This is a genomic window from Pseudorhizobium marinum, assembly GCF_000705355.1.
GTDB lineage: Bacteria > Pseudomonadota > Alphaproteobacteria > Rhizobiales > Rhizobiaceae > Neorhizobium > Neorhizobium pelagicum.
Window position 1 is genome coordinate 255,260 of record NZ_JMQK01000002.1, and the last position, 24,081, is coordinate 279,340.

A 24,081-nucleotide genomic window follows, 5' to 3' on the forward strand; every position below is an offset into this window, starting at 1 on the left:
CTTCGGGCGCAGGGAGTGCCCGTTGTTCTGATTGCACTCACGTTATGCCGGAAACCGTATTGATCAGTCCAACGAATGTTTCTAATGATTGACATCAGACAAACTGATGGGTGATCGCCATGTCCGCTCCTCTCGATATCGACCAGCTTCATACCTTCCTCGCCATCGTCGACACCGGCAGCTTCACGAAGGCCGCCGATCGTGTCTTCAAGACGCAGTCCGCCGTGTCCATGCAGATGCGAAGGCTGGAGGAGCGGATCGGCAAGCAGCTGTTTGCCAAGGACGGTCGCGGCAACCGCCTGACGACGGAGGGCGAGAAGCTTCTCAACTACGCGCGGCGCATCATCCGCCTGAACAACGAGGCGATAGCCGCCTTCGACGACAACCGCCTGGAGGGGACGCTGCGGATCGGCACGCCGGACGATTATGCCGACCGCTACATGCCGGAGATCATCGGGCGGTTTGCCAAGACGCATCCGAACGTCGAGCTCTATATCGTCTGCGAGAACTCATCGAGCCTGGCGGAACGCATGGCCAGGGGCGAACTCGACATCGCGCTCGTGACCCATAACCCCCGCGCCCGGATGTCGGACGTCGTGCGGACCGAGCCGCTCTGCTGGGTCGCATCGGCCAATCATCCGCTGCGGGAAGATGCGCCGGTTCCGCTGGCGGTCGGCCGTCGCGACTGCCTGTGGCGGCAGCTTGCCTGCTCGGCGCTCGATGCGGATGGTCGCGAGTACCAGGTGCTGTTCACGAGCTGGTCGTCGACCGTGGTTGCCGCCGCGGTGCTTGCCGGCATGGCCGTGTCGGTGCTGCCGGAATCGGCCCTGCGGCCCGGCATGAAGGTGCTGACGTCGGCGGACGGCTTTCCGCCGCTGCCGCCGGTGCAGATCGGCCTGATGAAACGCCCGGGCCTCTCGCCATCGCTGATGAACGCCATCACCGATCACATCGCCGCCTGCCTCGACAACATTTCGCCGGCGGTCGTTCCGGACGATCTGGACGCCGAGCCGAAGGGCATCGGCCGGACGCCGAAGGTGCGGGCCGGACAGATGGCCACCAGCTGGTAGACATGAAAAAACCGGGGCCGAGGCCCCGGTTTTCGTTTCTGCAGACCTGAGACTTATTCGGCCGCGGTCGGCTGGGCCGAGATGGTGTCGGCCTTGTAGCCGTGCATGTGCTCGAGAGCCGCGCGAACGCCTGCCTCGTAATCCGGATGCACCAGCTTGAAGTGCGCCAGCTGCCGCTCGACGATCTCTCCGGGGACGCCGCCCATGGCTGCCGCGATGTTGGAGAAGAGGCGTGCCCTCTGTCCCGCATCGAAGAGGTTGAAGAGCGCCCGTGGCTGCCCGTAGTCATCATTGCCGTCGCGATGGTTGAAGCGGCCCATGTCGCCTTCGATGGCGAGTGGCGGCTCCTTGGCGGAGGCGTCCTCGAACGGACCATTGACCGAGTTCGGCTCGTAGTAGGCGTCCGGGTTGCCGGTGCGGATACCGCCGTATGTGTTCATCTGGCCATCACGATGGTAGTGGTGAACCGGGCACTTCGGCTGGTTGACCGGGATGTTCTCGTAATGCGTGCCAAGGCGATAGCGGTGCGCGTCGGCGTAGGAGAACACGCGGGCCTGCAGCATCTTGTCCGGGGAGTAGCTGATGCCGGGCACGATGTTGGAGGGCGAGAAGGCCGCCTGTTCGATTTCGGCGAAATAGTTCTCGGCGTTGCGGTTGAGCTCCATGGTGCCGATGTCGATCGGCGGGAACTCGGAGTGCGGCCAGACCTTGGTCAGGTCGAACGGGTTGTAGGAGGTCGTCTCGGCCTCGGCTTCGTTCATGATCTGGACCTGCACCTTCCAGCGCGGGAACTCGCCACGCTCGATGCCGCCAAACAGGGCTTCCTGGTAGCCTTCGCGGGTCTTGCCGATCAGCGCTTCGCCTTCTTCGTTGGTGAAGTGCTTGTGGCCCTGCTCCGTCTTGAAGTGGAACTTCACCCAGTAGCGCTCGCCGGCATCGTTCCAGAACGAGTAGGTGTGCGAGCCGTAGCCGTTCATGTGCATCGGGTCGACCGGCAGGCCGCGGTCCGACATCAGGATCGTCACCTGGTGGAGGCTTTCCGGCGAGAGCGACCAGAAGTCCCACATGGCAGTTGCCGAGCGCAGGTTGGTCTTCGGGTGACGCTTCTGCGTGTGGATGAAATCGGGGAACTTGTAGGGATCACGGACGAAGAAGACCGGCGTGTTGTTGCCGACGAGATCCCAATTGCCTTCCTGCGTGTAGAACTTCAGCGCGAAACCGCGCACGTCGCGCTCGTGGTCGGCGGCACCCATTTCGCCGGCAACGGTGGAAAAGCGGGCGAGCATCGGCGTCTCGGCGCCCGGCTGCAGACACTTGGCCTTCGTGAACTTCGAGATGTCGCCGGTGATCTTCAGGGTGCCGAATGCGCCCCAACCCTTGGCGTGAACGACGCGTTCCGGAATACGCTCGCGGTTCTGATGCGCCAGCTTCTCGATGAGCTGGTAGTCCTGCAGCATGACGCCGCCGCGCGGGCCGGCGGTCATCGTGTTCTGGTTGTCCGGCACTGGCGCGCCGGCAGTCGTCGTCATCGTGGGACGATCGGACATGGCTGTCTCCCCTGTTGAAAATCTGGAACCGTTCTAGGCTTTCGGTTTGACCTTGGCACCATAGTTCCATAGTTTCCAATATTATTTACTGCGATCGACGATCGGAAAAACTGATGACACTGACGCTGCGGCAGATGCGGTATTTCGAGGCGCTGGCCCGGGAGAAACACTTCGGACGGGCGGCGGAAACCGTGCACATCAGCCAGCCGGCACTCTCAGCCCAGATCCTCGACATGGAGCAAGGTCTGGGGGTTCGGCTGGTGGAACGCAACCGCGGCGGCATCCTCCTGACGCGCCAGGGCGAGGAGGTGCTGGCACAGGTCCGATCGGTTCTGGAGCAGGTCGAGCGGCTGGAAAGCGGGGTGCGCAGCAACGGCCGGATGCTCGACGGTCCGGTGCGGATCGGCATCATCCCGACGGTCGCGCCCTACCTCGTGCCGAAACTCGTTCCCTGTCTGCGCGAGCGCTATGCCTCGATCGAGATCGAGCTGAAGGAGGCCGTCACCGACCGGCTGATTCTCGACCTGCAGGACGGGACGCTCGATGCCGTGATCGCCGCGCTGCCGATCGAGGGAGACGGCACCGAGGCCTTCCCACTGTTCGTCGATCGGTTCTTCATGGCGATGGCCAACAATGCCGAGGCCATTTTGATGTCGCCGCTCAGCGAGACGCAGGTCGATGTCGACCGGCTGCTGCTTCTGGAGGAAGGGCACTGCCTGCGCGACCAGGCGCTGTCCGTCTGCGGCACGGTCGGCAAACGCAGCCTCGTCACCTTCGGTGCGACCTCGATGACGACGCTCCTGCAGATGGTTTCCCACGACATGGGGATGACGCTGATCCCGGAGATGGCGATCCCGACGGAAACGGCACGCAACGACATCCGCATCGTGCCCTTCGCGGAGCCCGCGCCATCGCGGGAGATCGGGCTGATCTGGCGCAAGTCGAGCGGGCGGAGGGACGAGATGAAGGCTCTGGCGGAAGCCGTCGCGAGCTGCGCCCCGACCCCACGATAGAGGCCGGGGCGCTGACCGAAATCAGGCCAGGTGTGTCTTGAAAAATTCCACCGTCCGCGCCCAGGCGAGATCGGCCGCCACCTTGTCGTAGCGGGCCGCCGAGGTGTCGTTGTTGAAGGCGTGGTTGACGCCCTCGTAGACATGGATCTCGAAGGTCTTGCCATTCGCTTCCAGTGCCGCCCGGTAGGCGTCGATGCCGGCATTGATGCGATCGTCGAGGCCCGCATAATGAAGCATCAGCGGCGCCTGGATGGCAGGGACGTCTTCTGCCGCCGCCTGCGAACCGTAGTAGGCCACACCGGCACCAAGCTCAGGGGACTTCGTCGCCATGCGGTTGACGAGGCCGCCGCCCCAGCAGAAGCCGACGGCACCCACTTCGCCGTTCGTGCCGTCGAGGCCGGCGAGATAGACGCGGGTTGCCTCAGCATCGGCCGCCGTCGCCTCGGCGTCCAGCGAACTGAACATCTGCCGCGCCTGGTCCTCGTCAGCGGGTGTTCCGCCCGCGGGCGACAGGAAGTCGGGCGCCAGCGCGACGAAGCCTTCGAGCGCCATGCGGCGGGCGACATCGCGGATATGGGCGTTGAGACCGCGGTTCTCGTGGATGACGATGACGGCAGGCAGGTCAGCGGCCGCATTGCTCGGACGCACCAGATATCCCTTCATCTCGCCCGTCGATCCGGGATAGGTCACCTCCTCGGCCATCAGGCGGTCGTCACTCTCCGCGACCGTCTGCGCCTGGGCGCCGCTTGCCGCCAGCATGGGCGCGATTGCGGCTGCGGCGGCTCCCGATCCGGCCAGCATCGTCAGCCGTTCCATGAAGGCGCGGCGGTCGAGGGTCAGATGGGTATATTCATCATAGGCATTGATCATTGCCTGGGTGATCTTCGGCTTTTCCATGACGTGCTCCTCTGGCGGATTGAACGGCACGTCCGGGCAAGCGCCGACGGCCGGATGAGCAACGCTAGATCATCCGGCCGTCGGTGGGGTGACACTTCTGCGTGAGACGATCAGGCCGCCAGATCGAGCACCACGCGGCCATCGATCTTGCCTTCCTTCATGCGGTCGAAGATGGCGTTGATGTTCTCGAGCTTGTCCCAGGAGAAATGCGAGGCAACCTTGCCCTCGCCGGCAAACTGCAGCGACTCCTCCAGGTCCTGGCGCGTGCCGACGATCGAGCCGCGCACGGTGATGCGCTTCAGGACCGTCTCGAAGACCGGCAGCGAGATGAAGCCCGGCGGCAGGCCGACAAGCGCCATGGTGCCCTTGGACCGGAGGAAGCCATAAGCCTGTTCCATCGCCTGGGGCGAGACCGCCGTGACCAGCGCGCCATGCACGCCGCCGGTCGCCTTCTGCACCTGCTCTACGGCATCGGCGGCCTTGCCGTTGACGATGACGTCGGCACCGAGCGTCTTGGCCAGCTGGAGCTTGTCGTCGAAGATATCGGCAGCCACGACATGCATGCCCATGGCCTTGGCATATTGCACCGCCATGTGGCCGAGACCGCCGATGCCGGAGATGACCACCCATTCGCCGGGCTTCACCTCGGTTTCCTTGAGGCCCTTGTAGACGGTGACGCCGGCGCAGAGGATGGGCGCTGCGGGGCCGAATTCCAGATTGTCCGGCAGGCGCCCGACGAAGTCCGGATCGGCGAGCCCATACTGGGCGAAGGTACCGTTGACGGAATAGCCGGTATTCTGCTGGCTGCCGCAGAGCGTTTCCCAGCCGGTGCGGCATGGCGTGCAGCAGCCGCAGGCGGTGTGCAGCCAGGCAACCCCGACGCGGTCGCCTTCCTTGATGCGGGAGACGCCGGCGCCGAGCTTGGCGACGTAGCCGACGCCTTCGTGGCCCGGAATGAAGGGCGGGCTGGGCTTTACGGGCCAGTCGCCATTGGCGGCATGGAGATCCGTGTGGCAGACGCCTGTTGCTTCATACTTGACGAGGATCTGCCCCGGACCAGGCTCGGGGATTGGCCTCTCCTCGATCACCAGAGGCTTGCCGAATTCCCGCACCACGGCGGCTTTCATCATTGCTGACATCGCTGGACCCTTTCGAACGGTGACCGCGTCGTTGCGGTCGTGTGGCTCGAAGGGTCCTACTATGGAGCGGCAGGCGCGACGTTGATCCACCGCAAAGGATGTCAGCCCAATGCCAGCCAGACGCCGAGCCAGATCCAGAGCGCAATCAGCAGGAAGAAGCCGGTGATCCAGATGGGGCGCCGATGGCGGAGGCGGTTGCTGGTGATGTGCACGTAGGAGTGGACGTAGCGTGACAGCACGAAGGCCCAAGCGAGGAATGCCGTCACCACATTGTCCGCCGTCGTCAGATAGAGCGCCAGGCAGACCACATGGAAGAGCAGCGGGAGCTCGAACTGGTTCTTGAGGTTGTTGTGGATGAGGAGGCTTTCGAGCGGCTCGTCCCGGTTCTCCTTGAACTGCTCCGCCTTGGCGGTTCCGGCGCGAACAGCACCGATGCGTCGGCTGGAGAGAAGGTAGTAGAGGCCGAATACCAGGAAGGCGTGGGCGATCATCGGCCAGATCATGATATTGCTGAAGGTCATGTGTTTTCCCGCATAAACTCAGTCCTGCAACTCAACGTCCCGCCTCAGGCAGCCGGCAAAACGGCTGGCCGCCTGAAGACTAGAGGAAACCCTGGCATCGACAATTGCAATCGTCGACTGCCGATACCGTCAAGATCAGGCGCCGCCGGGATAGTTCGGGCTCTCGCGGGTGATGGTGACGCCATGCGGATGGCTTTCGCGCAGGGCAGCGCCGGAGATCCGCACGAAGGTCGCCTTCTCCTGGAAGGAGGGGATATCGGCGCCGCCGACATAGCCCATGGCGGCCTTCAGGCCGCCGGCGAGCTGGTGCAGCACCGCCGAAACCTGCCCCTTGTAAGGCACCTGACCTTCGATGCCTTCCGGGACCAGCTTCAGCGTGTCGCGCACTTCCGCCTGGAAATAGCGATCCGCAGAGCCGCGCGCCATGGCGCCCACCGAACCCATGCCACGGTAAGCCTTGAAGGAGCGGCCCTGGTAGAGATAGACCTCGCCCGGGCTCTCGTCGGTGCCGGCCAGCAGCGAGCCGACCATGGCAGCCGAGGCGCCGGCAGCAATCGCCTTGGCCAGATCGCCGGAGAACTTGATGCCGCCGTCGGCAATGACCGGGATGTTCTGATCGCGGGCGGCGTTCACGGCCGCCATGATTGCGGCGAGCTGCGGAACGCCGACGCCGGCAACAATCCGGGTCGTGCAGATCGATCCCGGACCGATCCCGACCTTCACCGCATCCGCGCCGGCATCGATGAGCGCCCTCGTGCCGTCATAGGTGGCGACGTTGCCGGCCATGATGCGCACGGAGTTGGACAGCTTCTTGACCCGCGCCACGGCGTCCAGCACGCGCTGCGAGTGACCATGGGCAGTATCGACCACCAGAAGGTCGACGCCTGCCTCGATCAGCCGCTCGGCGCGCTCGAAGCCGTCATCGCCGACGCTGATGGCGGCAGCAGCCCGCAGGCGGCCCTGCGCATCCTTGGAGGCGTTCGGGTTGAGCTGCGTCTTCTCGATGTCCTTGACGGTGATCAGGCCGACGCAATGGCCCTGGCCATCCACCACCAGTAGCTTCTCGATGCGATGCATGTGCAGCAGACGCTTGGCCTCGCCCTGGTCGACGTTGTCGTTGACCGTGATGAGGTTCTCGTGGGTCATCAGTTCGTGGATCTTCTGCGACGGGTCGGAGGCAAACCGCACGTCGCGGTTCGTCAGGATGCCGACGAGGCGGCCGGTCCTGTGACCGCCGTTGCCGCCGTTATCGACAACCGGAATGCCGGAAATACCATGCGTCTTCATCAGGGACAGGGCGTCGGCCAGCGTCGCCTCCGGGCCGATCGTCACCGGATTGACGACCATGCCGCTCTCGAACTTCTTGACCTGGCGGACCTCTTCGGCCTGTTCGCTCGGCGTCAGGTTGCGATGGATAACGCCGATGCCGCCGGCCTGGGCCATCGCGATGGCGAGGCGACCCTCGGTGACCGTGTCCATGGCGGAGGAGAGAATGGGCAGGTTGAGATCGATGTCGCGGGCAATGGTCGTGGCGATGTTCGTCTGGCCCGGCATCACCTCGGAGTGTCCCGGCTGCAGGAGCACGTCGTCAAAGGTCAGCGCATCTGCGCCGGTTGCGGATTCTACAATGCGAGCCATGGCCAATTTCCTTAAATGAAAGGAAGTTCGTTCCGGTGGGAGGATAACCGGAGCGATCTTCAGGAATGGGAAGTTGGCGAGGGCTGGTACCACGGTTTCCCGGCAATGAAAACTGCCGCCAGGCTCAAAAAGGAGCGTGGAGGCAGGATTTCATCGTCTCGTCATCATCGGCGGTCAGTTCCTTTGGGCGCAACGCTGAAATGCCGGCAGGTGATTGTTCTCGGAAGCCGCCTGCAGGCCGTCGAAGACACGCAGGATATCCGGGTAGCCGGCCGCCGCCGGCATCAGGTCGTTTGTATAGAGATCGCGATTGAGGATTTCCGCCTCCACGCCGACGAGACAGGCCTCCTTGAGCGTGGCCGGCACCTCAACCTCCACGGCTTGCGCACCGAGCTTGTCGTTGGGCGGCACGTCGATTCCATAACCGCGCATCAGATCCACCAGGGCCGAAGCATGCATGCGTTCGGCTTCGATGATGTTGGAGAAAGGCCGCACCGGGCCGAACGTCTCGATGACGGCGGCGTAGAAGGCTTCGGCGTTATACTCATCCGCCAGCGCACGCATCAGCGCCTGCTCGGCCTGATTGTCGATAGTGGCGGCGGGGGCAACGGCCGGCACAAACGCCATGACGCCGGCAATCACAAACGGGAAAGTCCATTTCATCAGAAGTCTCCTCTGGGTTGACGAGAGGAGCGTAGTCAACTCGATCCCGATCTCCGCGTGATCCAGATCAATATTACCGAAATCTAATGCTAGATGGACAATCCGTCATGAAAAAGGGACCGGCGCGAAGAGACCGGTCCCTTTCGAATTCACGGCGAAAGCGCGATCAGATCTCGAACTGGTAGGATTTCGGCACGAAGCGGTAGCCCGTGTCGAGCTTTTCCGCATAACCGACCGACGGGAACGGCATGTGGTAGCCGAGGAAGGCCACCCGATCCGTGGCGATCATGTCGAAGACCTTCTTGCGGGTGGCAGCCGCGGCAGCCTTGTCCATGTCGAAGCGGACTTCCCACTCGGGGCGCTGCAGCGACAGAACGTAGTGGTTGGCCGTATCGGCCGCGAGGATCAGGCGACGGCCATCGGACTCGACGTTGAAGATCATGTGGCCCGGCGTATGGCCGAAGGCAGCCATGCCGGTGATGCCCGACACCACCTCGGCGCCATCGCCGATGAAGGTCATCTTGTCGGCGAGCGGCTTGACCTTTTCCAGAACCGATTTGTGGCCGCCTTCGGCCGATGTCCCTACCCGTGCGGTGTCCGTCCAGAAATCGTATTCGATCTGGCCGGTTACGTAGCGGGCGTTCGGGAATGCCGGGCCGCCATCTTCCATCAGGCCGCCGATGTGGTCACCATGCAGGTGGGTGAGGACGACCACGGTGACGTCTTCCGGCGTATAGCCGCCGGCGGTCAGCCCCTCGATCAGGCGTCCCATGCCCTGGGCGCGTCCGCCCGGTCCCATGCCGGTATCGAACAGGACGACGTCGCTTCCGGTGTTGATGACCGTCGGGGCAAAACTGTTGACGAACTGGTCCGTCGGCAGGAAGTTTTCCTCAAGAAGTTCACCGACGGTTTCGGCAGACTGATCAGCACCGAATGTCTCGTTGGGCGCACCCGAGGCCCGCGAGCCATCCTTGACAACAAGAACTCCAAAGCTTCCTACGCTAAATCGGTCGGTTTCCGGCGGCATTGCTCTATTGATCTCCAGGCGGTTCGTTTCCTGCGCACGCGCTTCGCCCCGCAAGAGCGCCGGCGCGGTCACTATACCCATGCCGGCTGTTCCCAAAAGCGCCCGGCGTCCCATTGATGGCATCGTCATCTGTCTCTCCCCGAAGCTGATAAGGTTCTGCCGATCCCGACAGTGCGTGCTTAGATAAAAGCCATGACGCGTGTGGGAACCGATGTCACGCAGTCGTGATGCCAAGTTCAGCGGAGGCGGGCAAAGGCGTTGGCAAATCGGGGGGATGGGACTACACAAGACCTCCCTTCCGCCTGTCGTGCCTGATTGATGAACCGCATCGTTCCCCTCATCCTCGCCGTCGCCCTGTTCATGGAGCAGATGGATTCCACCGTGATCGCGACGGCGCTGCCGGCCATTGCCGCCGATCTCGAGGTCGGGCCGATCACGCTGAAGCTGGCGCTGACTTCCTACATGGTGGCTCTGGCGATCTTCATCCCGATCAGCGGCTGGATGGCGGACCGGTTCGGCGCCAAGACGATCTTCCGGATGGCAATCCTGGTCTTCATCATCGGATCGATCCTCTGCGCCGTCTCCGGAACGCTGGTGCAATTCGTCCTGTCGCGGTTCCTGCAGGGCATGGGCGGCGCGATGATGACGCCCGTCGGGCGGCTCCTGCTGTTGCGGACGACGAAACGCAGCGACCTCGTCTCGGCCATGGCGCTGCTGACCATCCCGGCCCTCATCGGGCCGCTCACGGGCCCGCCCATCGGCGGTTTCATCACCACCTATTTCACCTGGCACTGGATCTTCATCATCAATGTGCCGATCGGCTTTCTCGGCATCTGGCTGTCCGGCATCTACCTGCCCAAGATCGATACCGTGCAGCCGCCGCCGATCGACTGGCTGGGCTTCTTCCTGATCGCCATGGCCGCCGCCGGAACGGTGTTCGGTCTCTCGGTGGTGAGCCTGCCGGCCCTGCCCCCGGCCTTCGGCATCAGCGCGACGGCCGTCGGCATCCTCTGCGGCTTTCTCTACATCGGGCACCAGAGGCGCCACCCCTCGCCCATCCTCAGCCTGTCGCTCTTCCGCAATGAGGCGTTTCGCGCCGCCACCTCCAGCGGGACGATCTTCCGGGTCTCGACCGGTGCCATTCCGTTCCTGATGCCCCTGATGCTGCAGCTGGCCTTCGGCCTCAATCCGTTCCAGTCCGGGATGATCACCTTTGCCGGCGCGCTCGGTGCACTGATGGTGAAATTCGTCGCCCGCCGCGTGTTTGCCGCCACCGGGTTCAAGGTGACGCTGATCGCCGCCGGCGTGCTGGGCGCGGTTACAACCTCCGTCAACGGCTTCTTCACCCCGGAGACCTCGCATGCGCTGATCATCGCCTTCCTGGTGATGTCGGGGCTCTGCCGGTCGTTCTTCTTCACCGGCAGCAATGCGCTCAGCTATTCGGAGATCGACGACGCGCAGGCGAGCCAGGCGACCTCCATCGCCTCCGTGCTGCAGCAGGTAAGCCTGGCGCTGGGCGTTGCCTTCGCCGCCTTCATTCTGGAGGCCTCGTCGGTGCTGTCGGGATCGCACCTGCAGCTGGCCGACTTTCACCTGGCCTTCTTCATCGTCGCGGGCGTATCGCTGTTTGCCGTGGTGCCGCTGCTCGGCCTGCGCCGCGATGCCGGATCGGCGGTCTCGGGCCATGGACGCGCCGCCGTGGAAACCGAGGCGGCGCAGTAGTCGTCGGATCAGTCGTGGGTGCCCTCGTCGGTATCAGCCTCGGCAAATTCGCGGGGATCAATGTCTTCGACATCGACTTCCGTTTCCGGTCCGGCGCCGGCCCGGCGGCCCTTGAAGTGCTTGGCGAGCAGGAACATCTCGACCGATTCCGACCGCGAGGCGCCCGGCTTGATGTGGATCACCTGCCGGAAGTTCGCCTTCAGCATGTTGAGGAGATCGCGCTCGGTGCCGCCCTGGAAGGTCTTGGCGAGAAAATGCCCGCCCTCCTTCAGCACTTCCACGGCGAAATAGGCGGCGACCTCGCAGAGATGCATGGTGCGCAGGTGATCGGTCTTCTGGTGGCCGGTGGTGGGGGCAGCCATGTCGGAGAGGACGAGATCGGGTTCGCCGCCGATGCCTTCCAGCAGCAGCCGCGGCGCTTCGTCATCGAGGAAGTCGAGCTGCAGGATCTTCACGCCGGCGAGCGGCGCCATCTCCAGGAAGTCGATGGCCGCCACCCGCACGTCCTCGTCCGTCGACCCCGTCACCTTGGCGGCGATCTGCGACCAGCTGCCGGGTGCGGCGCCCAGGTCGATGATACGCCGGGCGCCCTTCAGGATCTGGTGCTTCTCGTCGATCTCGAGAAGCTTGAAGGCGGCGCGGGCGCGATAGCCCTCGAGCTTTGCCCGCTGCACATAGGGATCGTTGATGTGGCGCTCGATCCAGCGCCGCGACGACGCCTTCAGCTTGCCCTTCTTGACCTTCTGCCCAAGCTTGCGGCCCGTGCGATTGCTGCCGACCGGCGGTTTGGTCATCGGCTTGCTCCTTGCTCATCGCGCTCGTGTTCCGTGCGCCGGGGGCGGATCCGGCGCCATGCGCCATCATCGGCCATCATGTCCGTCAGAATGCCTTCGCGCAGCCCGCGATCGGCCACCCGCATCCGCTGGCTGGGCCAGCGCCGCCGGATCGCCTCCAGGATGGCGCAGCCGGCCAGCACCAGATCGGCGCGGTCCGGACCGATGCAGGGATTTGCGGCGCGGTCGGCAAAGCCCCAGGACAGGAGCTTTGCCTGCATCGCCGTGACCTCCGTGTCGGAGAGCCAGAGGCCGTCCACCTTGCGGCGGTCGTAGCGCGGCAGATCGAGGTGCACGCCGGCCAGCGTGGTGACGGTGCCCGAGGTGCCGATCAGGTGGAAATCGTCGAGCCCGCCCTGCGGGGCCAGCACCGGTGGGCAATGGAAGCTCGAGAGCATTCCCTCCACCTCGGTGACCATGGCCTCGAACACCTCGGGCGTCACATCGCGGCCGCCGTGGCGTTCCGACAGGGTGACGACGCCGACAGGCAGCGATGTCCAGTGGGTGATGTGGTTGGCGAGACGGCTGGAGCGGTTGTTGTCGATGCGGATGACGGCGATTTCAGACGAGCCGCCGCCGATATCGAAGAGCACCACCGACCGCGCCTCGCGCCCGACCAGCGACGAACAGCCGGAGACCGCAAGGCGGGCCTCCGTCTCGCGGTCGATGATCTCGAGATCAAGCCCGGTTTCGCGCACGACGCGGGAGAGGAATTCCTCGCCGTTGTCGGCCGCACGGCAGGCCTCGGTGGCGATCAGCCGCATCTTGCGGATCGGTCGGGTGGAGAGCTTGGCGGCGCAGACCTTCAGCGCATCGACGGCCCGGTCCATGGCGTCGTTCGACAGCCGGCGGTTGGCCGCCAGACCTTCGCCAAGGCGCACGATGCGGGAAAAGGCATCGACGACCCGGAACTGGCCGGGACGCGTCGGCTGCGCGATCAGCAGGCGGCAGTTGTTGGTCCCGAGATCGAGCGCGGCGTAGAAATCATCGCGGTAGACGCGCGGAGCTTCGGGGGCGATGCGACCGGCGCCGTTGGCCATGGCAACGGACGCGGCCTGGCCTGCTGGAGATGCCGCGCGGGGCGCGTAGGCCGGTTCAGCGCGTGCCTGCGCCAGCGGGCGCCCCTGGAGCCCGCGGCCACCACGGTTCTTCTTGCGGCGCTTCTTGGGATTGCCCGGTCCGGCCGTGTCTCCCGCTGCTGTCGGCACACGTGCCGGCACGGCAACGGCCGTCACGCCATCCGCCTCCGTCTTGGCGGCCGAGGCGGATCGCGCACGGCGGCGCTTGCGCTTTCGCGTCGGATTGAGGGCGTCGTCTGTTGCGGGCCGTCCGGCCGGGCCAGCATCCTGCGCTGCCCCGCCATGCACGGAAGGCGCCGCGTTGAGGTTCTTGCACCTGCGCTTCGCCTTGCGGCGGCGGGAAGACCTCCCCTCGCCGCGACCTGCAACAGATGCCCCGCCTTCTGGCGGCTTTCCGCCGCTATCGGGGTCCATCACTTATGTCCATCTCGCCGCGCAAAGCCTTGGAGCATGCAGCTGGCGTCTATCGTTACGTTGACGACAGGATAACAGCGGCAGCGGCATTCGCCAACGGCTTTTTCGCCGCTATCCGTGCGAGGCGCCCGAGCCCGACAGAAACGGCTGCCAACTTTTTTCAAAAAGGGTATTTGCATCGGCCGGCGCTTTGGTTATAAGCCGCCCACACCGACCGGCGCCACGCGCCACGGCGGTCTTGGGGAATAGGTTAACGGTAGACCCACGGACTCTGACTCCGTTAGTCCTGGTTCGAATCCAGGTTCCCCAGCCAATTCTCCCTAAAAGCCCTTATTTCCTTGTTTTTTCTGTCGTGCCGGATCCCGTTTTGGCGTCATTGGCGACCTGATGCCCACAGGTGATGCCCACGGCGCTCACGCGCCGCAGCCGAACTCTCGGGCGCAAGACTGGGTATTCGTCATGGCCGTGCGCCACGACGTCGAGAATCAGATTCGCCGCGGGAACATCTTCTATTGGCGAAACACCATCTTGATCTCTTGAGCGTCGATCTGGCTTGCTCGAGTGCATCAAGAGCCTGCTCGGCGATGCGGCGGCTTTCTGTCTTCCTGACGTCGACTCTGTATCCGAAGAGTTCCGCAGGGTCGTGCGTCAGTCGAGGGGTCGATTGTCCAAAGACCTGTGTCGCTGGAGCCGCACCGGCAAGCAAAATCAAGGATGCGATCATCCGCTTGTGCCTCATGTGCCGCCTGTTTCTATTTCAGTTCGCGACTGACCATCATGCCCTCGCTACCGGCCGAATTCAGCGACCGCTATCTGACAGCATGCTCTTCCATCCTTCGACATCGGCGGGTGCGATGCGCCAGAGATCAGGCTCTGGAAGAGGAAGACCCATTTCCTCCATTGTCGAGGCGATATGATGTCGGACGTTGGAAGTGGTTTCCTTATAATCCGACCGGAGCGAATCCGTCCAGAAACCGATGTTCAAGGTGATGGCATCCGCAGCCAGCTCCTCGATGCGGACCGTCACCGGACGATCCGGAAGAACACCTTCAACTGAAGCGACTGAGCCGCGCAAGCGTTCCACGAGCGCGTTCAGATCGGTGCTGTAGCCGACCTGGAGAAGGACATTGCCGCGACGGATCGGATCTGCGGTATTGTTGACGATACGCGAGGTAAAGACCTCGGCATTCGGAACCAGGGCGACTCGACCGTCATAGGTGCGGATCTGCGTCGCCCGCAGTTCGATACGTTCGACGGAACCCTCCGTCGGTCCCACGACGATCTGATCCCCGATCTCGAATGGCCGAAGCGCCAGGATCAAGAGTCCACTGACAAAGTTCGAGAGAATATCCTTGAGCGCAAAGCCGAGCACGAGCCCCGTCAGGCCCAGCCCGGTCACCAGAGCGCCCGGACTGAACCCCAAGGCGTCGGCAGCAACGAGGGCGCCGAGCAGAATAATCGAGTAGTACGACAGTTGCCGGATCAGATTTTCAAGCGTCTTGTCGGCGACCCGGCGCTTGAAGACGAGGACGAGCACCCGGTTCACCACCGAGGCAATCATCACAGCGACGGCCATTACCAGCCCGGCGGCCAGCAATTTTGGAACGACGCTGACGACGGAGGCCCAAGCGCGCGAGAGGACGGTTTGCAGGGCGGCCCGAGTATCCGCGACAAAGCTGCCGCCGAAACCCGAGCGGCGGTCCAACGCCTCCTGCAAACCCGTTTCGATCGCCCGCGCCCATAGTGCTGCAAGGCCGTCGATATCACTCAGATTGTCTTCCGCGTCGATCGGATAGACGGTCGTGACCCGGACACCCGACACGACGACGACGCGCTCGTCACCTGACGCTTCGACGAGTGCCTGAGGCACGGCATCAAGCGCCCTGAGGAGAACGCGAAGCCGCTGCTCCACGCGGCGCGCGCGTTCCGATGCATCGAGAGATTCGACCGCGCTGACGGCGAATAGGCCTCGTCCGTCGAGCCTGACGGTCTCCGATTCCTGCGCCCCCGCCCGACCTGCTGGAAGCAAAAGAAGCCCGGCAAGTACCGCCAAGGCCAGCCGCCGAACCCATCTGGCTTCGCCCGCCGTGCCGGCCACTAGAAGATCAGCATCAGAAGAAGGACGACCACGGCCAGGCCGATCAGGAAGATGACTCCGATGGTGCCGCCGATAAACTTGAGCATGAACGGTCTCCTTGGACGTTTTCCACAGAGCAAGCAGGCCACTCATTCGTGTTTTGCTTGCGAGACAGGGAACAGGTCCGGGTGAACATAGTTCCCTTTCCAGGAGCCGGGGCCATCGCTCATTCGATGTGATGCGCCTGTGCGAGCTCAAAAAGCGGTTTCTGCTGTGATGAAGAAACCGACCGAACGCCTCCTGAGCGCCTTGCCGCACCGATGCTGCCCGTCGCTATACTTGGGAGTGTCGCCATCGTGCTCATAGCCTACTTCATGATTGGAAGCATGGTACTGGATGAGGAGCGGAAACAGGATGACGGAGCAGAACGCGGGGCCAAGGAGCAGCGCCCCAACGACGACTAGCTGTGAACGACCCTCCGGATCCGGGAGGCGTCACTCCGCTGGCCTTCGCAGTCTCTCCACCCTGCTGCCGCACACGCTGCTGATGATCCTCGTGGGCCTCCTGCTCCGCTTATGGGGCGTTGCGACTGGCGGGACAAATTCGGCGCGGCCTGGCTGGGGCGTCGCCGTGTTCCGCGCAGGCATGCTGTCGTTGCTGCTGGCGGGCGGTGCGGCCGTTCCGACCGCGTCGCTGGCCCAGGACGGCGCCTCAACGTTCGAGGTCGAAGAGCTGGACATCTCCAATCTCTCTGGAGACCGCGTCGATCGCTCAACCCCAAGGTCGACCGTTGAGGGTTTCGTGGACAGCGCAAGCCGCCAAGACTATGAGCGGGCAGCCGCATATCTCGACCTCTCCGACCTTCCCGATGACCGGCGATTGCTATGGGGTGCGCAACGTGCCCGGCAACTGCACGAGATCATCAAGGCCAGAGTCTGGATCCGCTGGGAGAGCTTGCCGGACCGGGAAGATGGGCTGGATTCCGTGGCGTCCTCGGATGAACCCCTTGCAGGGGAAAGACGGCGCTCGTTGCTCCTGGGCGTTGTCGATCTGGAAGGCCGCCCCGTCGAAATCCGCATCAACCGCTACGAGCCGGAAGAGGGAGATCCCATCTGGCTGGTGTCACGCCGGACGGTTGGCTACGTCCCTGCTCTTTATGAAGTCCATGGGCCGGGCATGATCGAAGAACTCCTGCCGGATGTTGTCCGGCAGGAAGCATTCTGGCGGATCCCGATCTGGCAGGTCGTCGCGCTCCCCCTGATCCTGCTGGTCAGCGCGTTCGCGGGCTACATCGTCTATCGCATCATGGGTTTTGCAGAACGGCGACTGGCGTCACGACAGGACGACGGGACGGAAAAGAAGCGATGGCTTCCGCAGATCGTTCACCGGGCAGCAACCCCTGTTGCCTTGTTCGCGGGCGCGGCTTTCGTGCTCATCCTGAATGCAAGTCTGCTTTCATTTTCCGGGCCGGCCAGCACGGTTGTCTCCATCGCAACCACTGTAGCGCTCGTCGTGGCCATTGCGCTGGTCCTGCTGCGGATTGTCGGCACGGTCCTCGACATCGTGACCGACAATTTCGTCGCATCGATCGGCGAAGAAGAAAACACGCAGTCCCGTGAGCTGATCACCAATATTTCCGTCACCAGGCGCATCGTCATCTTCCTGGCCTTGGTTGCGGGGACTGCCGCGGTCGTCGCACAGCTCAACCTTAGCCGTTCACTGGGGGTCTCGCTTCTGGCGTCGGCCGGCCTGCTTTCCCTCATCCTCGGCTTTGCGGCCCAGACGGTTCTCGGTAACGTCTTGGCGAGCGTGCAGCTTGCCATAGCCAAGCCGATCCGGATCGGCGACGCCATCAATTTCGAGGGTGAGTGGGGTTATGTCGAAGAAATCAATTTCACCTATGTGTTGGTGCAAACATGGGACAGTCGCCGCTTCATCGTCCCTGTCCGATATTTCGTGAGCGAACCCTTCGAGAACTGGTCGATCCGCAACCCCGAGATGACGAAACCTATCGAAATCAAACTCGATCCCACCGCGGATATCGAGGTTCTACGCAAGCAGTTCGAAGCGATTCTGCGCGAAGATCCCGATTGGGACAAGCGAGAGGATCCCAAGACCCTGGTCATCGGTAACGATGGTTGGACCATCACAGTGCGGTTTTATGCCTCGGCAGCAAATCCGGCAGCAGGATGGAATCTCCAGTGCAGAACGCGCGAAAAGCTTTACGCATTCCTCCGCGATGAATGTGGTGGTCGGTGGCTTCCGCGCGAACGGCACCAGGGCATGGAACAAAACCAGGCCTAGCTACCAAGTCCTAGCCTTCCGCCTTCTGTGGAAGCTTGGCCTGAAGCCGGCGCCACTACCGAACATCAGAGAGACCTCCGCACGCTGCCGTTGCGCAAGGAACGACTGGATGGGGAGCTCTCAGACCTGGTTCTTCTTGCGGGCGATCTTCGGAGCGGTTCTCGACGTCGGCCTTCCGATCCTGAGCCCAAACGACACCCCTACACGTCTTGGCCTCCAGATCAGCCTCGACTTGGTCGCGGCTGTTGCCGACCTTCTTGACTGACTTCTTCACGGGATCCTTCGGGACGCCTTCCTTTTTGCCTCATAGCGGACTTAGTGCTCCTGCCCGCCGGCAACCTTTGCACCATCCCGTGCGCGTCCACGTGTCGTAGTCGCGATTATTGTCTCCTATCTGTTCCGTCGCAAAAGCGGTCTTGGAATCGGTAGGTTTCAACTGGGCATCGCGGGCTTTGCCAGTCCACGAGTATCGGTGAGATGAGAAACTCACCGCCAGCCGCCACGCCCCCAGGAAACGCTGGCGTCTCCAAGGGGCATCCCCCTGCCTAGATCCACGAATGTATCGGGGGTTGAATTCCATTCAGGTAATATTGACCGATCGCGTGAAATTTCCAACGAACCGGGTCGTGCAGCGTATGTGTCCGCGCGTCACGCCAGAGGCGATCCAGATTGTGTTTGTCGAGCGTTGAGCGCGTTCCGACGAGTTCGAACAGCTTGTTCGATGCAAGGAGGGCAAGCTCCGTCGACAAAACCTTGGCCTCCGCAATCGCGATTTTGGCCAAGCCAATTGTCTGTTCATTAGCATTGGCAATCGTGGCATCGAGTTGCCGGCCGCTGCGTTCGAGCATCAGTTCCGCAGCATGGTACCGGATTTTCAGGTCCCCAATAGCCGCGATGGTATAGGGGTCATCCGTTGCGCGTTCTTGCCCGCTATCGATCCAGGGACGAGCATAGGTGTTGAGCAGATCGATCGTGGTATCGATAGCGTGCTGGGCAATACCGAGATCGATCGCCGCATGGATGATCTGACTCTGCGGACCGACGGCGCTGGGATGTTCATAGACGATGTGGGCAGGTAATACCCGAGACGCGGCAACGCGCACGTTTTCAAGCAGCACCGTGCCGCTTGCGGTCGTGCGCTGGCCGAAGCTTGACCAATCGTCGATGACTGTCAATCCGCTCGCCGCTCTATCGGCTACGGCAACAAAGACATGACCACTTTCATCCAGTGCCACGATCGGTACGAGGTGTGCAAACAGCGCGCCGGTCGAGTAGAACTTCTCTCCCGACACGAGGAAATCATCCCCTTCCCGCACCAGTCGGGTCTTCATGTCTTCGACATTCTTCCCTTTGAATTCCGAAAAGGCATTGCCCAGTCTGTTGCCCGCAAGCACCTTACCGAAGAGGTCTCTCTTCTGCTCTTCGCTGCCGGTGAGCCGAATGACGTCGATGATTTCAAAGTGACTCTGCGGCATCTGCGCCAGAGAAGCATCCGCTGACGCCAGGAGCGTGAAAACCTTGGCGAGGGTGGTCTGCGAGACGCCAGCGCCGCCGTATGCCTTGGGTATCGTAATGCCCCAGAGGCCGCTCTGAGAGAAAAGGTCGATCTCGTCAAACGGTAGCCGTCTGTGCTTGTCTCTTGCACCTGCATCGGCAAGGAAGCGGACGCGTAAATCTTCGGCGATCGCGATCGCCTCCTCGTCGCTGCTGATGACATGCGCATGTTCTGCTGGGGGAGAGGGTGCCCAAGGGGAAGCCGGCACGCGCTCTGAAACCTCAACGGCCTTCGACGTAGCATCGTTCATATCACTATCTCTCTGATTTAATTTGATTATAGAGGAAGAAGGTGACCTTTCGGGCGCCTTCACTTCAGAAGAGCGATTGTATCTAAGGCGGCAGAGCGGTTACCGACCGGCCGTCTTTCGGCGGGCTCAAAAATTGGTTTGTTCGAGGCCGGCAATCATTTCTTCGCGGCGATCCTCGAACCATGGCGGGAAGACGAGGGTCGAGCCGATGGCATCGGCCGGCTCGTCCTTTGCCCAGCAGCCTTCGACCGACCAGGCGATCTCGAAGAGCGCGCCGCCCGGAGACCTGACATAGCAGGACTTGAAGTAGTTGCGATCCTTCTGGTCGGAGACGTCGGTAAAACCGAGCCCTTCGAGGTGTGCCTTCAATTTTAGCTGGTGCTCCTCGCTACCTGTGTCGAGCGCGAGGTGATGGATGGTGCCGCCCGAGAGCGTCCAGGTGCCCTGCGGCCCTGTCGGCTGATGTAGAACCTCGACCATGCTCGAGGGGCCGCCATCGTTCGGCACCGAGAACATCAGCCCTTCATCGCTGTCGGCTTCCTTCTTCATACCCATGCCCACCGTCAGGAAGTCGTCCATGGATGTCCGATCGAAGACAGCGACGGCCGCGCCGTAGATGCCCCGGATGCCATGGTCTGCGCCGACGCCGTGCACTTCCCTCGTGATCGGCGGGCGCGGGTCAACAGGGTTTTCGACCAGTTCGTGGTCGATCCCGCAGGGGTGGGCGAGCGCCACGCGGGTGATGCCAAACCGGCTTGTCTTCGTCGCCGGGATGCCACGCTCGTTCAGCCGGTCGACCCAGAAGTCGGCGGAACCGAGGGGAACGGAAAGCTGGATGATCTTCGACTGGTTGGTGCCGCGCTTGCCGTAGATGCCGGGCTTCTTGAACGGGAAGGTCGTGACGATCGTCGAGGGGTCGCCGCTTTTTGCGCCGTAATAGAGATGGTAGACCGGGATCGTCCCGTCGAAGAGCACGGTGCGCTTGATGGAATGCAGTCCAAGTGTTTTCGTATAGAAGTCATAGTCCTCCTGAGCGCCATCGGTGCTCAGCGTGAGGTGATGATAACCAGAGATGAATGACATTTTTTGCAACCCTCCAAGACAGGTGCGAGCAGAGTCTGGTACTGCCGCTCACGTTTCTTCACGGCTGCATGTCTGAATGTCGTCCGTTTCGCTCAGATGTCATGTCAGGCAAGTCGGTTACAGCATTAACAACTGACAGATGAGGCTGCCGCGGCATGACGGCGGCGCGCGAACCGTGCAACGACGGTGTAAAACACCGGGACGAAGATCACCGCCAGCACGGTGCCGGAGATCATTCCGCCGAAAAGGCCGGTTCCGATGGCATTCTGGGTCTCCGAGCTTGCGCCTCGGGCAAGCACCAGCGGCACGACGCCAAGAGTGAAGGCGAGAGACGTCATGACGATGGGACGCAGGCGCAGGCGCGCCGCTTCGACGACTGCTTCGGTGAGTCCCTGACCATCCTTCTGGCGCTTGCGGGCGAACTCCACGATCAACACCGCATTCTTCGCGGAGAGACCGATCAAGGTGATGAGGCCGACGTTGAAGAACACGTCATTCTCCAGGCCGCGCAGATGCACGGCGATCACGGCACCCATGATGCCAAGCGGCACCACGAGCATGACGGAAATCGGTATTGTCCAGCTTTCGTAAAGTGCCGCCAGCACGAGGAACACCACCAGGAAGGAGAAGGCCATCAGCATCGGTGCCTGAGCGCCGGATTGCCGCTCCTGCAGGGATTGCCCCGTCCACTCGACGGCGAAACCCTTGGGAAGCTTCAGCGCCAGTTGCTCGATCTCGTCCATGGCCTTGCCACTGGACACACCTTTTGCCGCGGAACCGGAAAAGCTCATCGAAGGGTATCCGTTGTAGCGTGTGACCTGCAGCGGGATGGTCGACCATTCTGCCGTCACGATCTCCGACAGGCGAACCATCTGGCCGGTGTCGCTTCGGACATGCAGGTTGAGAATATCGTCGACCTGCATGCGGCTTGCCGGTTCTGCCTGGACGATGACCTGCTGCAGCCGGCCGTCGCGCGGGAAATCGTTCACATAGGTCGAGCCGACGGCTCCGCTCAGCGTGTCGCTGATCGTGGGATAGGCGACACCCAAGGCACTGGCCTTCTGGCGATCGACCTCAAGCGTGACGGTTGGCCCACTGGGAAGCCCGTCGACACGGACGTCGCTTACGAGCTTGCTCTCGGATGCGAGCTGGGTGAGCTGGGCCGCGACTGCGGCAAGCGCCTTCTCTCCATGATTGGCGCGATCCTGAAGTCTGAGCGAAAAACCCGAGGTCGTGCCCAGTTCATCGATGGCCGGCGGCTTCATGCTCATGACCTCGCCCTCGGTTGCGGCGGCCATGGCCTGCGTCGCCGCGTTCACTTCGTCGTCGACGCTGGTCGAGCGCTGGTCCCAATCCTTCATGGTCGTGAAAGACATGGCGGTATTGGCGCCGGAACCGGAAAAGCCGAAGCCCATGATCGTCAGGTTGTTGACGATATCCGATCGCGTTTGCACATGCTTCTCGAAGAGATTGACCACGTCGCGCGTGCGCTCCGCCGTCGCCTCTGCCGGCAGGGTGAAGGAGGTCATGAAGGAGCCCTGGTCTTCTTCCGGCACGAATGTGGTCGCCAGCGTGGTGTATCCGTAGGCCACTGCGCCGAGAATGGCCAGATAGACGAACATGGTCCGGCCGGTGCTCTGCACAAGGCTTGCCACCCAGCCCGCGTAACGCTGTGTCAAGCGATCGAATCCACGGTTGAACCCTGCAAAAAAGCCCTTTCGCTGATGGTGATCGGGGCCGATCGGCTTCAGCAAGGTGGCGCACAGGGCGGGTGTGAGACTAAGTGCGAGAAAGGCGGAGAAGAGGATCGAAACGGCCATCGAGACCGTGAACTGGCGGTAGATGGCGCCGACGGAGCCGGAAGCCAGACCCATTGGCAGGAACACCGCTATCAGCACAAGGGATATCCCAACAACCGCGCCGGTGATTTCCGTCATGGCTTTTCGCGTCGCCTCACGCGGTGACAATCCCTCTGTGGCCATCAGCCGCTCGACGTTTTCGACGACCACGATCGCGTCGTCGACAATGATGCCGATCGCAAGAACCATGCCGAACATCGTCAGGACATTGATCGAATAGCCGATCGCCAGCATGACGGCAAAAGTGCCGAGAAGCGCAATCGGTGCGACTATGGCCGGAATGAGCGTGTAGCGAATATTCTGCAGGAACAGCAGCATGATCAGGAACACGAGCACCATGGCCTCGGCGAGCGTCTGTGCCACTTTCTGGATCGAGATTTTCACGAAAGGCGCGGTGTCGTAGGAGATCGCATATTCGATTCCCGCAGGCATGGTGAGGGAAAGCTCTGCGAGGCGCGCGCGCACACCACTCGATGTGCTGACGGCATTGGCGCCCGGCGTCATTTGAATGGCCGCGGCGGTCGCTGGCTTGCCGCCGTCGAGAATGGAAAAACCGGACGATTGTGATCCGACCTCGATCTTCGCGACTTCGCCCAGGGTCAATCGTGAGCCATCCGAATTCGAGCGAAGAATGACCTGACCAAATTCCTCAGGTGTCTGGAGCTGGCCCCTGACATTCAGCGGCACGCTGACTTTCTGTCCGGGGACCGTCGGAGAGTCACCGAGCCGTCCTGGGGCGACCTGGATATTCTGCGATTGGATCGCCTGCGTCACCTCGGCCATGGACATGGAATGGGCCAGCAGGCGCATGGGATCGACCCAGATCCGCATGGCCGCTTCCGAACCGAACGACTGGACCCGGCCGACGCCGGCCACCCGCTTGAGCTCCGGTGCGATGTTGCGCACCAGATAATCGTCAAGGGCCAGCGCGTCGAGCATGCCATCTTTTGACTTCAGAGAGACGATCATCAGGAAGCCGGACGAAGCCGACTCCACTGTCAGCCCGGCCCGACGAACCTCCTCCGGCAAACGCGGCTCTACGGCCTTCAACCGGTTCTGGATGTCCACCTGCGCGAGTTCCGGGTCGGTCCCCGGCTTGAATGTCACGGTGATGGTTGCCGAGCCGGATGAGTCCGCGGACGAATCGAAGTAGAGGACGTTCTTGGCGCTGGAAATCTCGCGCTCGATCACACTGGTGACGCTGTCATTGATCACCTGCGGCGTTGCGCCCGTGTAGCTGGCGAAGATGGATACGCTCGGCGGGGCAATGACGGGGAATCGTGAAACGGGAAGCTGCGGGAGGGCGATCAGCCCCGCAATCACGATCATGATGGCGATAACCCAGGCGAAGACCGGCCTGTCGATAAAAAACTGTGGCATCAGGCGTTCC

General features: G+C 62.6%; 18 protein-coding genes and 1 tRNA gene. 6 read left to right on the forward strand and 13 right to left on the reverse strand.

Going from position 1 to position 24,081, the window contains the following annotated elements; translation table 11 throughout:
- Positions 1 to 119: 119 nt before the first annotated feature.
- Complete coding sequence (locus tag EO99_RS0103405) at positions 120 to 1,070, forward strand: LysR substrate-binding domain-containing protein (RefSeq protein ID WP_029617245.1); 951 nt, start codon at positions 120 to 122, stop codon at positions 1,068 to 1,070.
- A gap of 53 nt (positions 1,071 to 1,123) precedes the next feature.
- Here EO99_RS0103405 and katA read toward each other — a convergent pair whose 3' ends face one another.
- Positions 1,124 to 2,617 carry a catalase KatA gene (gene katA / locus EO99_RS0103410; RefSeq protein ID WP_029617246.1) on the reverse strand — a complete coding sequence of 498 codons (1,494 nt, stop codon included), beginning with the start codon at positions 2,615 to 2,617 and terminating at the stop codon, positions 1,124 to 1,126.
- Between the two features lie 113 nt (positions 2,618 to 2,730).
- Here katA and EO99_RS0103415 point away from each other — a divergent pair, with 113 nt between their 5' ends.
- On the forward strand, positions 2,731 to 3,630 hold the full coding sequence (locus EO99_RS0103415; RefSeq protein ID WP_029617247.1) for a hydrogen peroxide-inducible genes activator: 900 nt from the start codon (positions 2,731 to 2,733) through the stop codon (positions 3,628 to 3,630).
- Between the two features lie 21 nt (positions 3,631 to 3,651).
- Here EO99_RS0103415 and EO99_RS0103420 read toward each other — a convergent pair whose 3' ends face one another.
- The 6 genes from EO99_RS0103420 to EO99_RS0103445 form a co-directional block, all read right to left on the reverse strand.
- Positions 3,652 to 4,527, reverse strand: a complete 876-nt coding sequence (locus EO99_RS0103420) for a dienelactone hydrolase family protein (protein ID WP_029617248.1) — start codon at positions 4,525 to 4,527, stop codon at positions 3,652 to 3,654.
- Positions 4,528 to 4,637: 110 nt separating this feature from the next.
- Complete coding sequence (gene adhP / locus EO99_RS0103425) at positions 4,638 to 5,666, reverse strand: alcohol dehydrogenase AdhP (protein ID WP_029617249.1); 1,029 nt, start codon at positions 5,664 to 5,666, stop codon at positions 4,638 to 4,640.
- A gap of 101 nt (positions 5,667 to 5,767) precedes the next feature.
- Positions 5,768 to 6,187: an MAPEG family protein gene (locus EO99_RS0103430; protein ID WP_029617250.1), complete on the reverse strand. Its 420-nt coding sequence runs from the start codon at positions 6,185 to 6,187 to the stop codon at positions 5,768 to 5,770.
- Positions 6,188 to 6,322: 135 nt separating this feature from the next.
- Positions 6,323 to 7,825: an IMP dehydrogenase gene (gene guaB, locus EO99_RS0103435; RefSeq protein ID WP_029617251.1), complete on the reverse strand. Its 1,503-nt coding sequence runs from the start codon at positions 7,823 to 7,825 to the stop codon at positions 6,323 to 6,325.
- A gap of 174 nt (positions 7,826 to 7,999) precedes the next feature.
- The gene (locus EO99_RS0103440; protein ID WP_235776748.1) at positions 8,000 to 8,488 is read right to left on the reverse strand and encodes a ferritin-like domain-containing protein; all 489 of its coding nucleotides are present in this window, start codon (positions 8,486 to 8,488) and stop codon (positions 8,000 to 8,002) included.
- Between the two features lie 166 nt (positions 8,489 to 8,654).
- Positions 8,655 to 9,644 carry an MBL fold metallo-hydrolase gene (locus EO99_RS0103445; protein ID WP_029617253.1) on the reverse strand — a complete coding sequence of 330 codons (990 nt, stop codon included), beginning with the start codon at positions 9,642 to 9,644 and terminating at the stop codon, positions 8,655 to 8,657.
- 189 nt (positions 9,645 to 9,833) lie between these two features.
- On the opposite strand from EO99_RS0103445, the gene EO99_RS0103450 reads away from it, so the two are divergent.
- Positions 9,834 to 11,237 (forward strand): MFS transporter, encoded by a 1,404-nt coding sequence (locus EO99_RS0103450; protein ID WP_029617254.1) that lies wholly within the window; start codon positions 9,834 to 9,836, stop codon positions 11,235 to 11,237.
- An 8-nt stretch (positions 11,238 to 11,245) separates the two neighbouring features.
- On the opposite strand, the gene EO99_RS0103455 is transcribed toward EO99_RS0103450, so the two are convergent.
- Together EO99_RS0103455 and EO99_RS0103460 are read right to left on the reverse strand one after the other, a co-directional pair.
- A complete protein-coding gene (locus tag EO99_RS0103455) occupies positions 11,246 to 12,031 on the reverse strand; it encodes an RlmE family RNA methyltransferase (protein ID WP_029617255.1) in 786 nt (261 codons plus the stop codon).
- Positions 12,028 to 13,563 (reverse strand): Ppx/GppA phosphatase family protein, encoded by a 1,536-nt coding sequence (locus EO99_RS0103460; protein WP_408002856.1) that lies wholly within the window; start codon positions 13,561 to 13,563, stop codon positions 12,028 to 12,030. Before EO99_RS0103460 ends, EO99_RS0103455 begins: the two co-directional genes overlap by 4 nt.
- 239 nt (positions 13,564 to 13,802) lie before the next feature.
- Between EO99_RS0103460 and EO99_RS0103465 the strand changes: the two genes are divergently transcribed.
- Positions 13,803 to 13,876: transfer RNA gene (locus EO99_RS0103465), tRNA-Gln, on the forward strand.
- A gap of 486 nt (positions 13,877 to 14,362) precedes the next feature.
- On the opposite strand, the gene EO99_RS0103475 is transcribed toward EO99_RS0103465, so the two are convergent.
- The gene (locus tag EO99_RS0103475) at positions 14,363 to 15,793 is read right to left on the reverse strand and encodes a mechanosensitive ion channel family protein (protein WP_081851969.1); all 1,431 of its coding nucleotides are present in this window, start codon (positions 15,791 to 15,793) and stop codon (positions 14,363 to 14,365) included.
- A 477-nt stretch (positions 15,794 to 16,270) separates the two neighbouring features.
- Between EO99_RS0103475 and EO99_RS0103490 the strand changes: the two genes are divergently transcribed.
- Positions 16,271 to 17,944: a mechanosensitive ion channel family protein gene (locus EO99_RS0103490; RefSeq protein WP_162179295.1), complete on the forward strand. Its 1,674-nt coding sequence runs from the start codon at positions 16,271 to 16,273 to the stop codon at positions 17,942 to 17,944.
- 109 nt (positions 17,945 to 18,053) lie between these two features.
- A complete protein-coding gene (locus EO99_RS27305) occupies positions 18,054 to 18,209 on the forward strand; it encodes a hypothetical protein (RefSeq protein ID WP_156034607.1) in 156 nt (51 codons plus the stop codon).
- 280 nt (positions 18,210 to 18,489) lie between these two features.
- Here the strand turns inward: EO99_RS27305 and EO99_RS0103500 are convergent, their stop codons facing one another.
- The 3 genes from EO99_RS0103500 to EO99_RS0103510 form a co-directional block, all read right to left on the reverse strand.
- On the reverse strand, positions 18,490 to 19,749 hold the full coding sequence (locus EO99_RS0103500) for an SfnB family sulfur acquisition oxidoreductase (RefSeq protein WP_081851971.1): 1,260 nt from the start codon (positions 19,747 to 19,749) through the stop codon (positions 18,490 to 18,492).
- A 126-nt stretch (positions 19,750 to 19,875) separates the two neighbouring features.
- Positions 19,876 to 20,832, reverse strand: coding sequence for a VOC family protein (locus tag EO99_RS0103505; protein ID WP_029617260.1), 957 nt, complete (start codon positions 20,830 to 20,832; stop codon positions 19,876 to 19,878).
- Between the two features lie 125 nt (positions 20,833 to 20,957).
- On the reverse strand, positions 20,958 to 24,071 hold the full coding sequence (locus EO99_RS0103510) for a multidrug efflux RND transporter permease subunit (RefSeq protein WP_029617261.1): 3,114 nt from the start codon (positions 24,069 to 24,071) through the stop codon (positions 20,958 to 20,960).
- Positions 24,072 to 24,081: the final 10 nt, after the last annotated feature.

Excerpts from the sequence above, each read along its gene's own strand:
- EO99_RS0103475 (WP_081851969.1), bottom strand. The coding sequence starts at position 15,793 with ATGAGTGGCCTGCTTGCTCTGTGGAAAACGTCCAAGGAGACCGTTCAT.
- adhP (WP_029617249.1), bottom strand. The coding sequence starts at position 5,666 with ATGTCAGCAATGATGAAAGCCGCCGTGGTGCGGGAATTCGGCAAGCCT.
- EO99_RS0103455 (WP_029617255.1), bottom strand. The coding sequence starts at position 12,031 with ATGACCAAACCGCCGGTCGGCAGCAATCGCACGGGCCGCAAGCTTGGG.
- EO99_RS0103505 (WP_029617260.1), bottom strand. The coding sequence starts at position 20,832 with ATGTCATTCATCTCTGGTTATCATCACCTCACGCTGAGCACCGATGGC.
- EO99_RS0103500 (WP_081851971.1), bottom strand. The coding sequence starts at position 19,749 with ATGAACGATGCTACGTCGAAGGCCGTTGAGGTTTCAGAGCGCGTGCCG.
- EO99_RS0103460 (WP_408002856.1), bottom strand. The coding sequence starts at position 13,563 with ATGGACCCCGATAGCGGCGGAAAGCCGCCAGAAGGCGGGGCATCTGTT.
- EO99_RS0103510 (WP_029617261.1), bottom strand. The coding sequence starts at position 24,071 with ATGCCACAGTTTTTTATCGACAGGCCGGTCTTCGCCTGGGTTATCGCC.
- EO99_RS0103450 (WP_029617254.1), top strand. The coding sequence starts at position 9,834 with ATGAACCGCATCGTTCCCCTCATCCTCGCCGTCGCCCTGTTCATGGAG.
- EO99_RS0103415 (WP_029617247.1), top strand. The coding sequence starts at position 2,731 with ATGACACTGACGCTGCGGCAGATGCGGTATTTCGAGGCGCTGGCCCGG.
- EO99_RS0103440 (WP_235776748.1), bottom strand. The coding sequence starts at position 8,488 with ATGAAATGGACTTTCCCGTTTGTGATTGCCGGCGTCATGGCGTTTGTG.
- EO99_RS0103430 (WP_029617250.1), bottom strand. The coding sequence starts at position 6,187 with ATGACCTTCAGCAATATCATGATCTGGCCGATGATCGCCCACGCCTTC.
- katA (WP_029617246.1), bottom strand. The coding sequence starts at position 2,617 with ATGTCCGATCGTCCCACGATGACGACGACTGCCGGCGCGCCAGTGCCG.
- EO99_RS0103420 (WP_029617248.1), bottom strand. The coding sequence starts at position 4,527 with ATGGAAAAGCCGAAGATCACCCAGGCAATGATCAATGCCTATGATGAA.
- EO99_RS0103405 (WP_029617245.1), top strand. The coding sequence starts at position 120 with ATGTCCGCTCCTCTCGATATCGACCAGCTTCATACCTTCCTCGCCATC.
- guaB (WP_029617251.1), bottom strand. The coding sequence starts at position 7,825 with ATGGCTCGCATTGTAGAATCCGCAACCGGCGCAGATGCGCTGACCTTT.
- EO99_RS27305 (WP_156034607.1), top strand. The coding sequence starts at position 18,054 with ATGGGGAGCTCTCAGACCTGGTTCTTCTTGCGGGCGATCTTCGGAGCG.
- EO99_RS0103445 (WP_029617253.1), bottom strand. The coding sequence starts at position 9,644 with ATGACGATGCCATCAATGGGACGCCGGGCGCTTTTGGGAACAGCCGGC.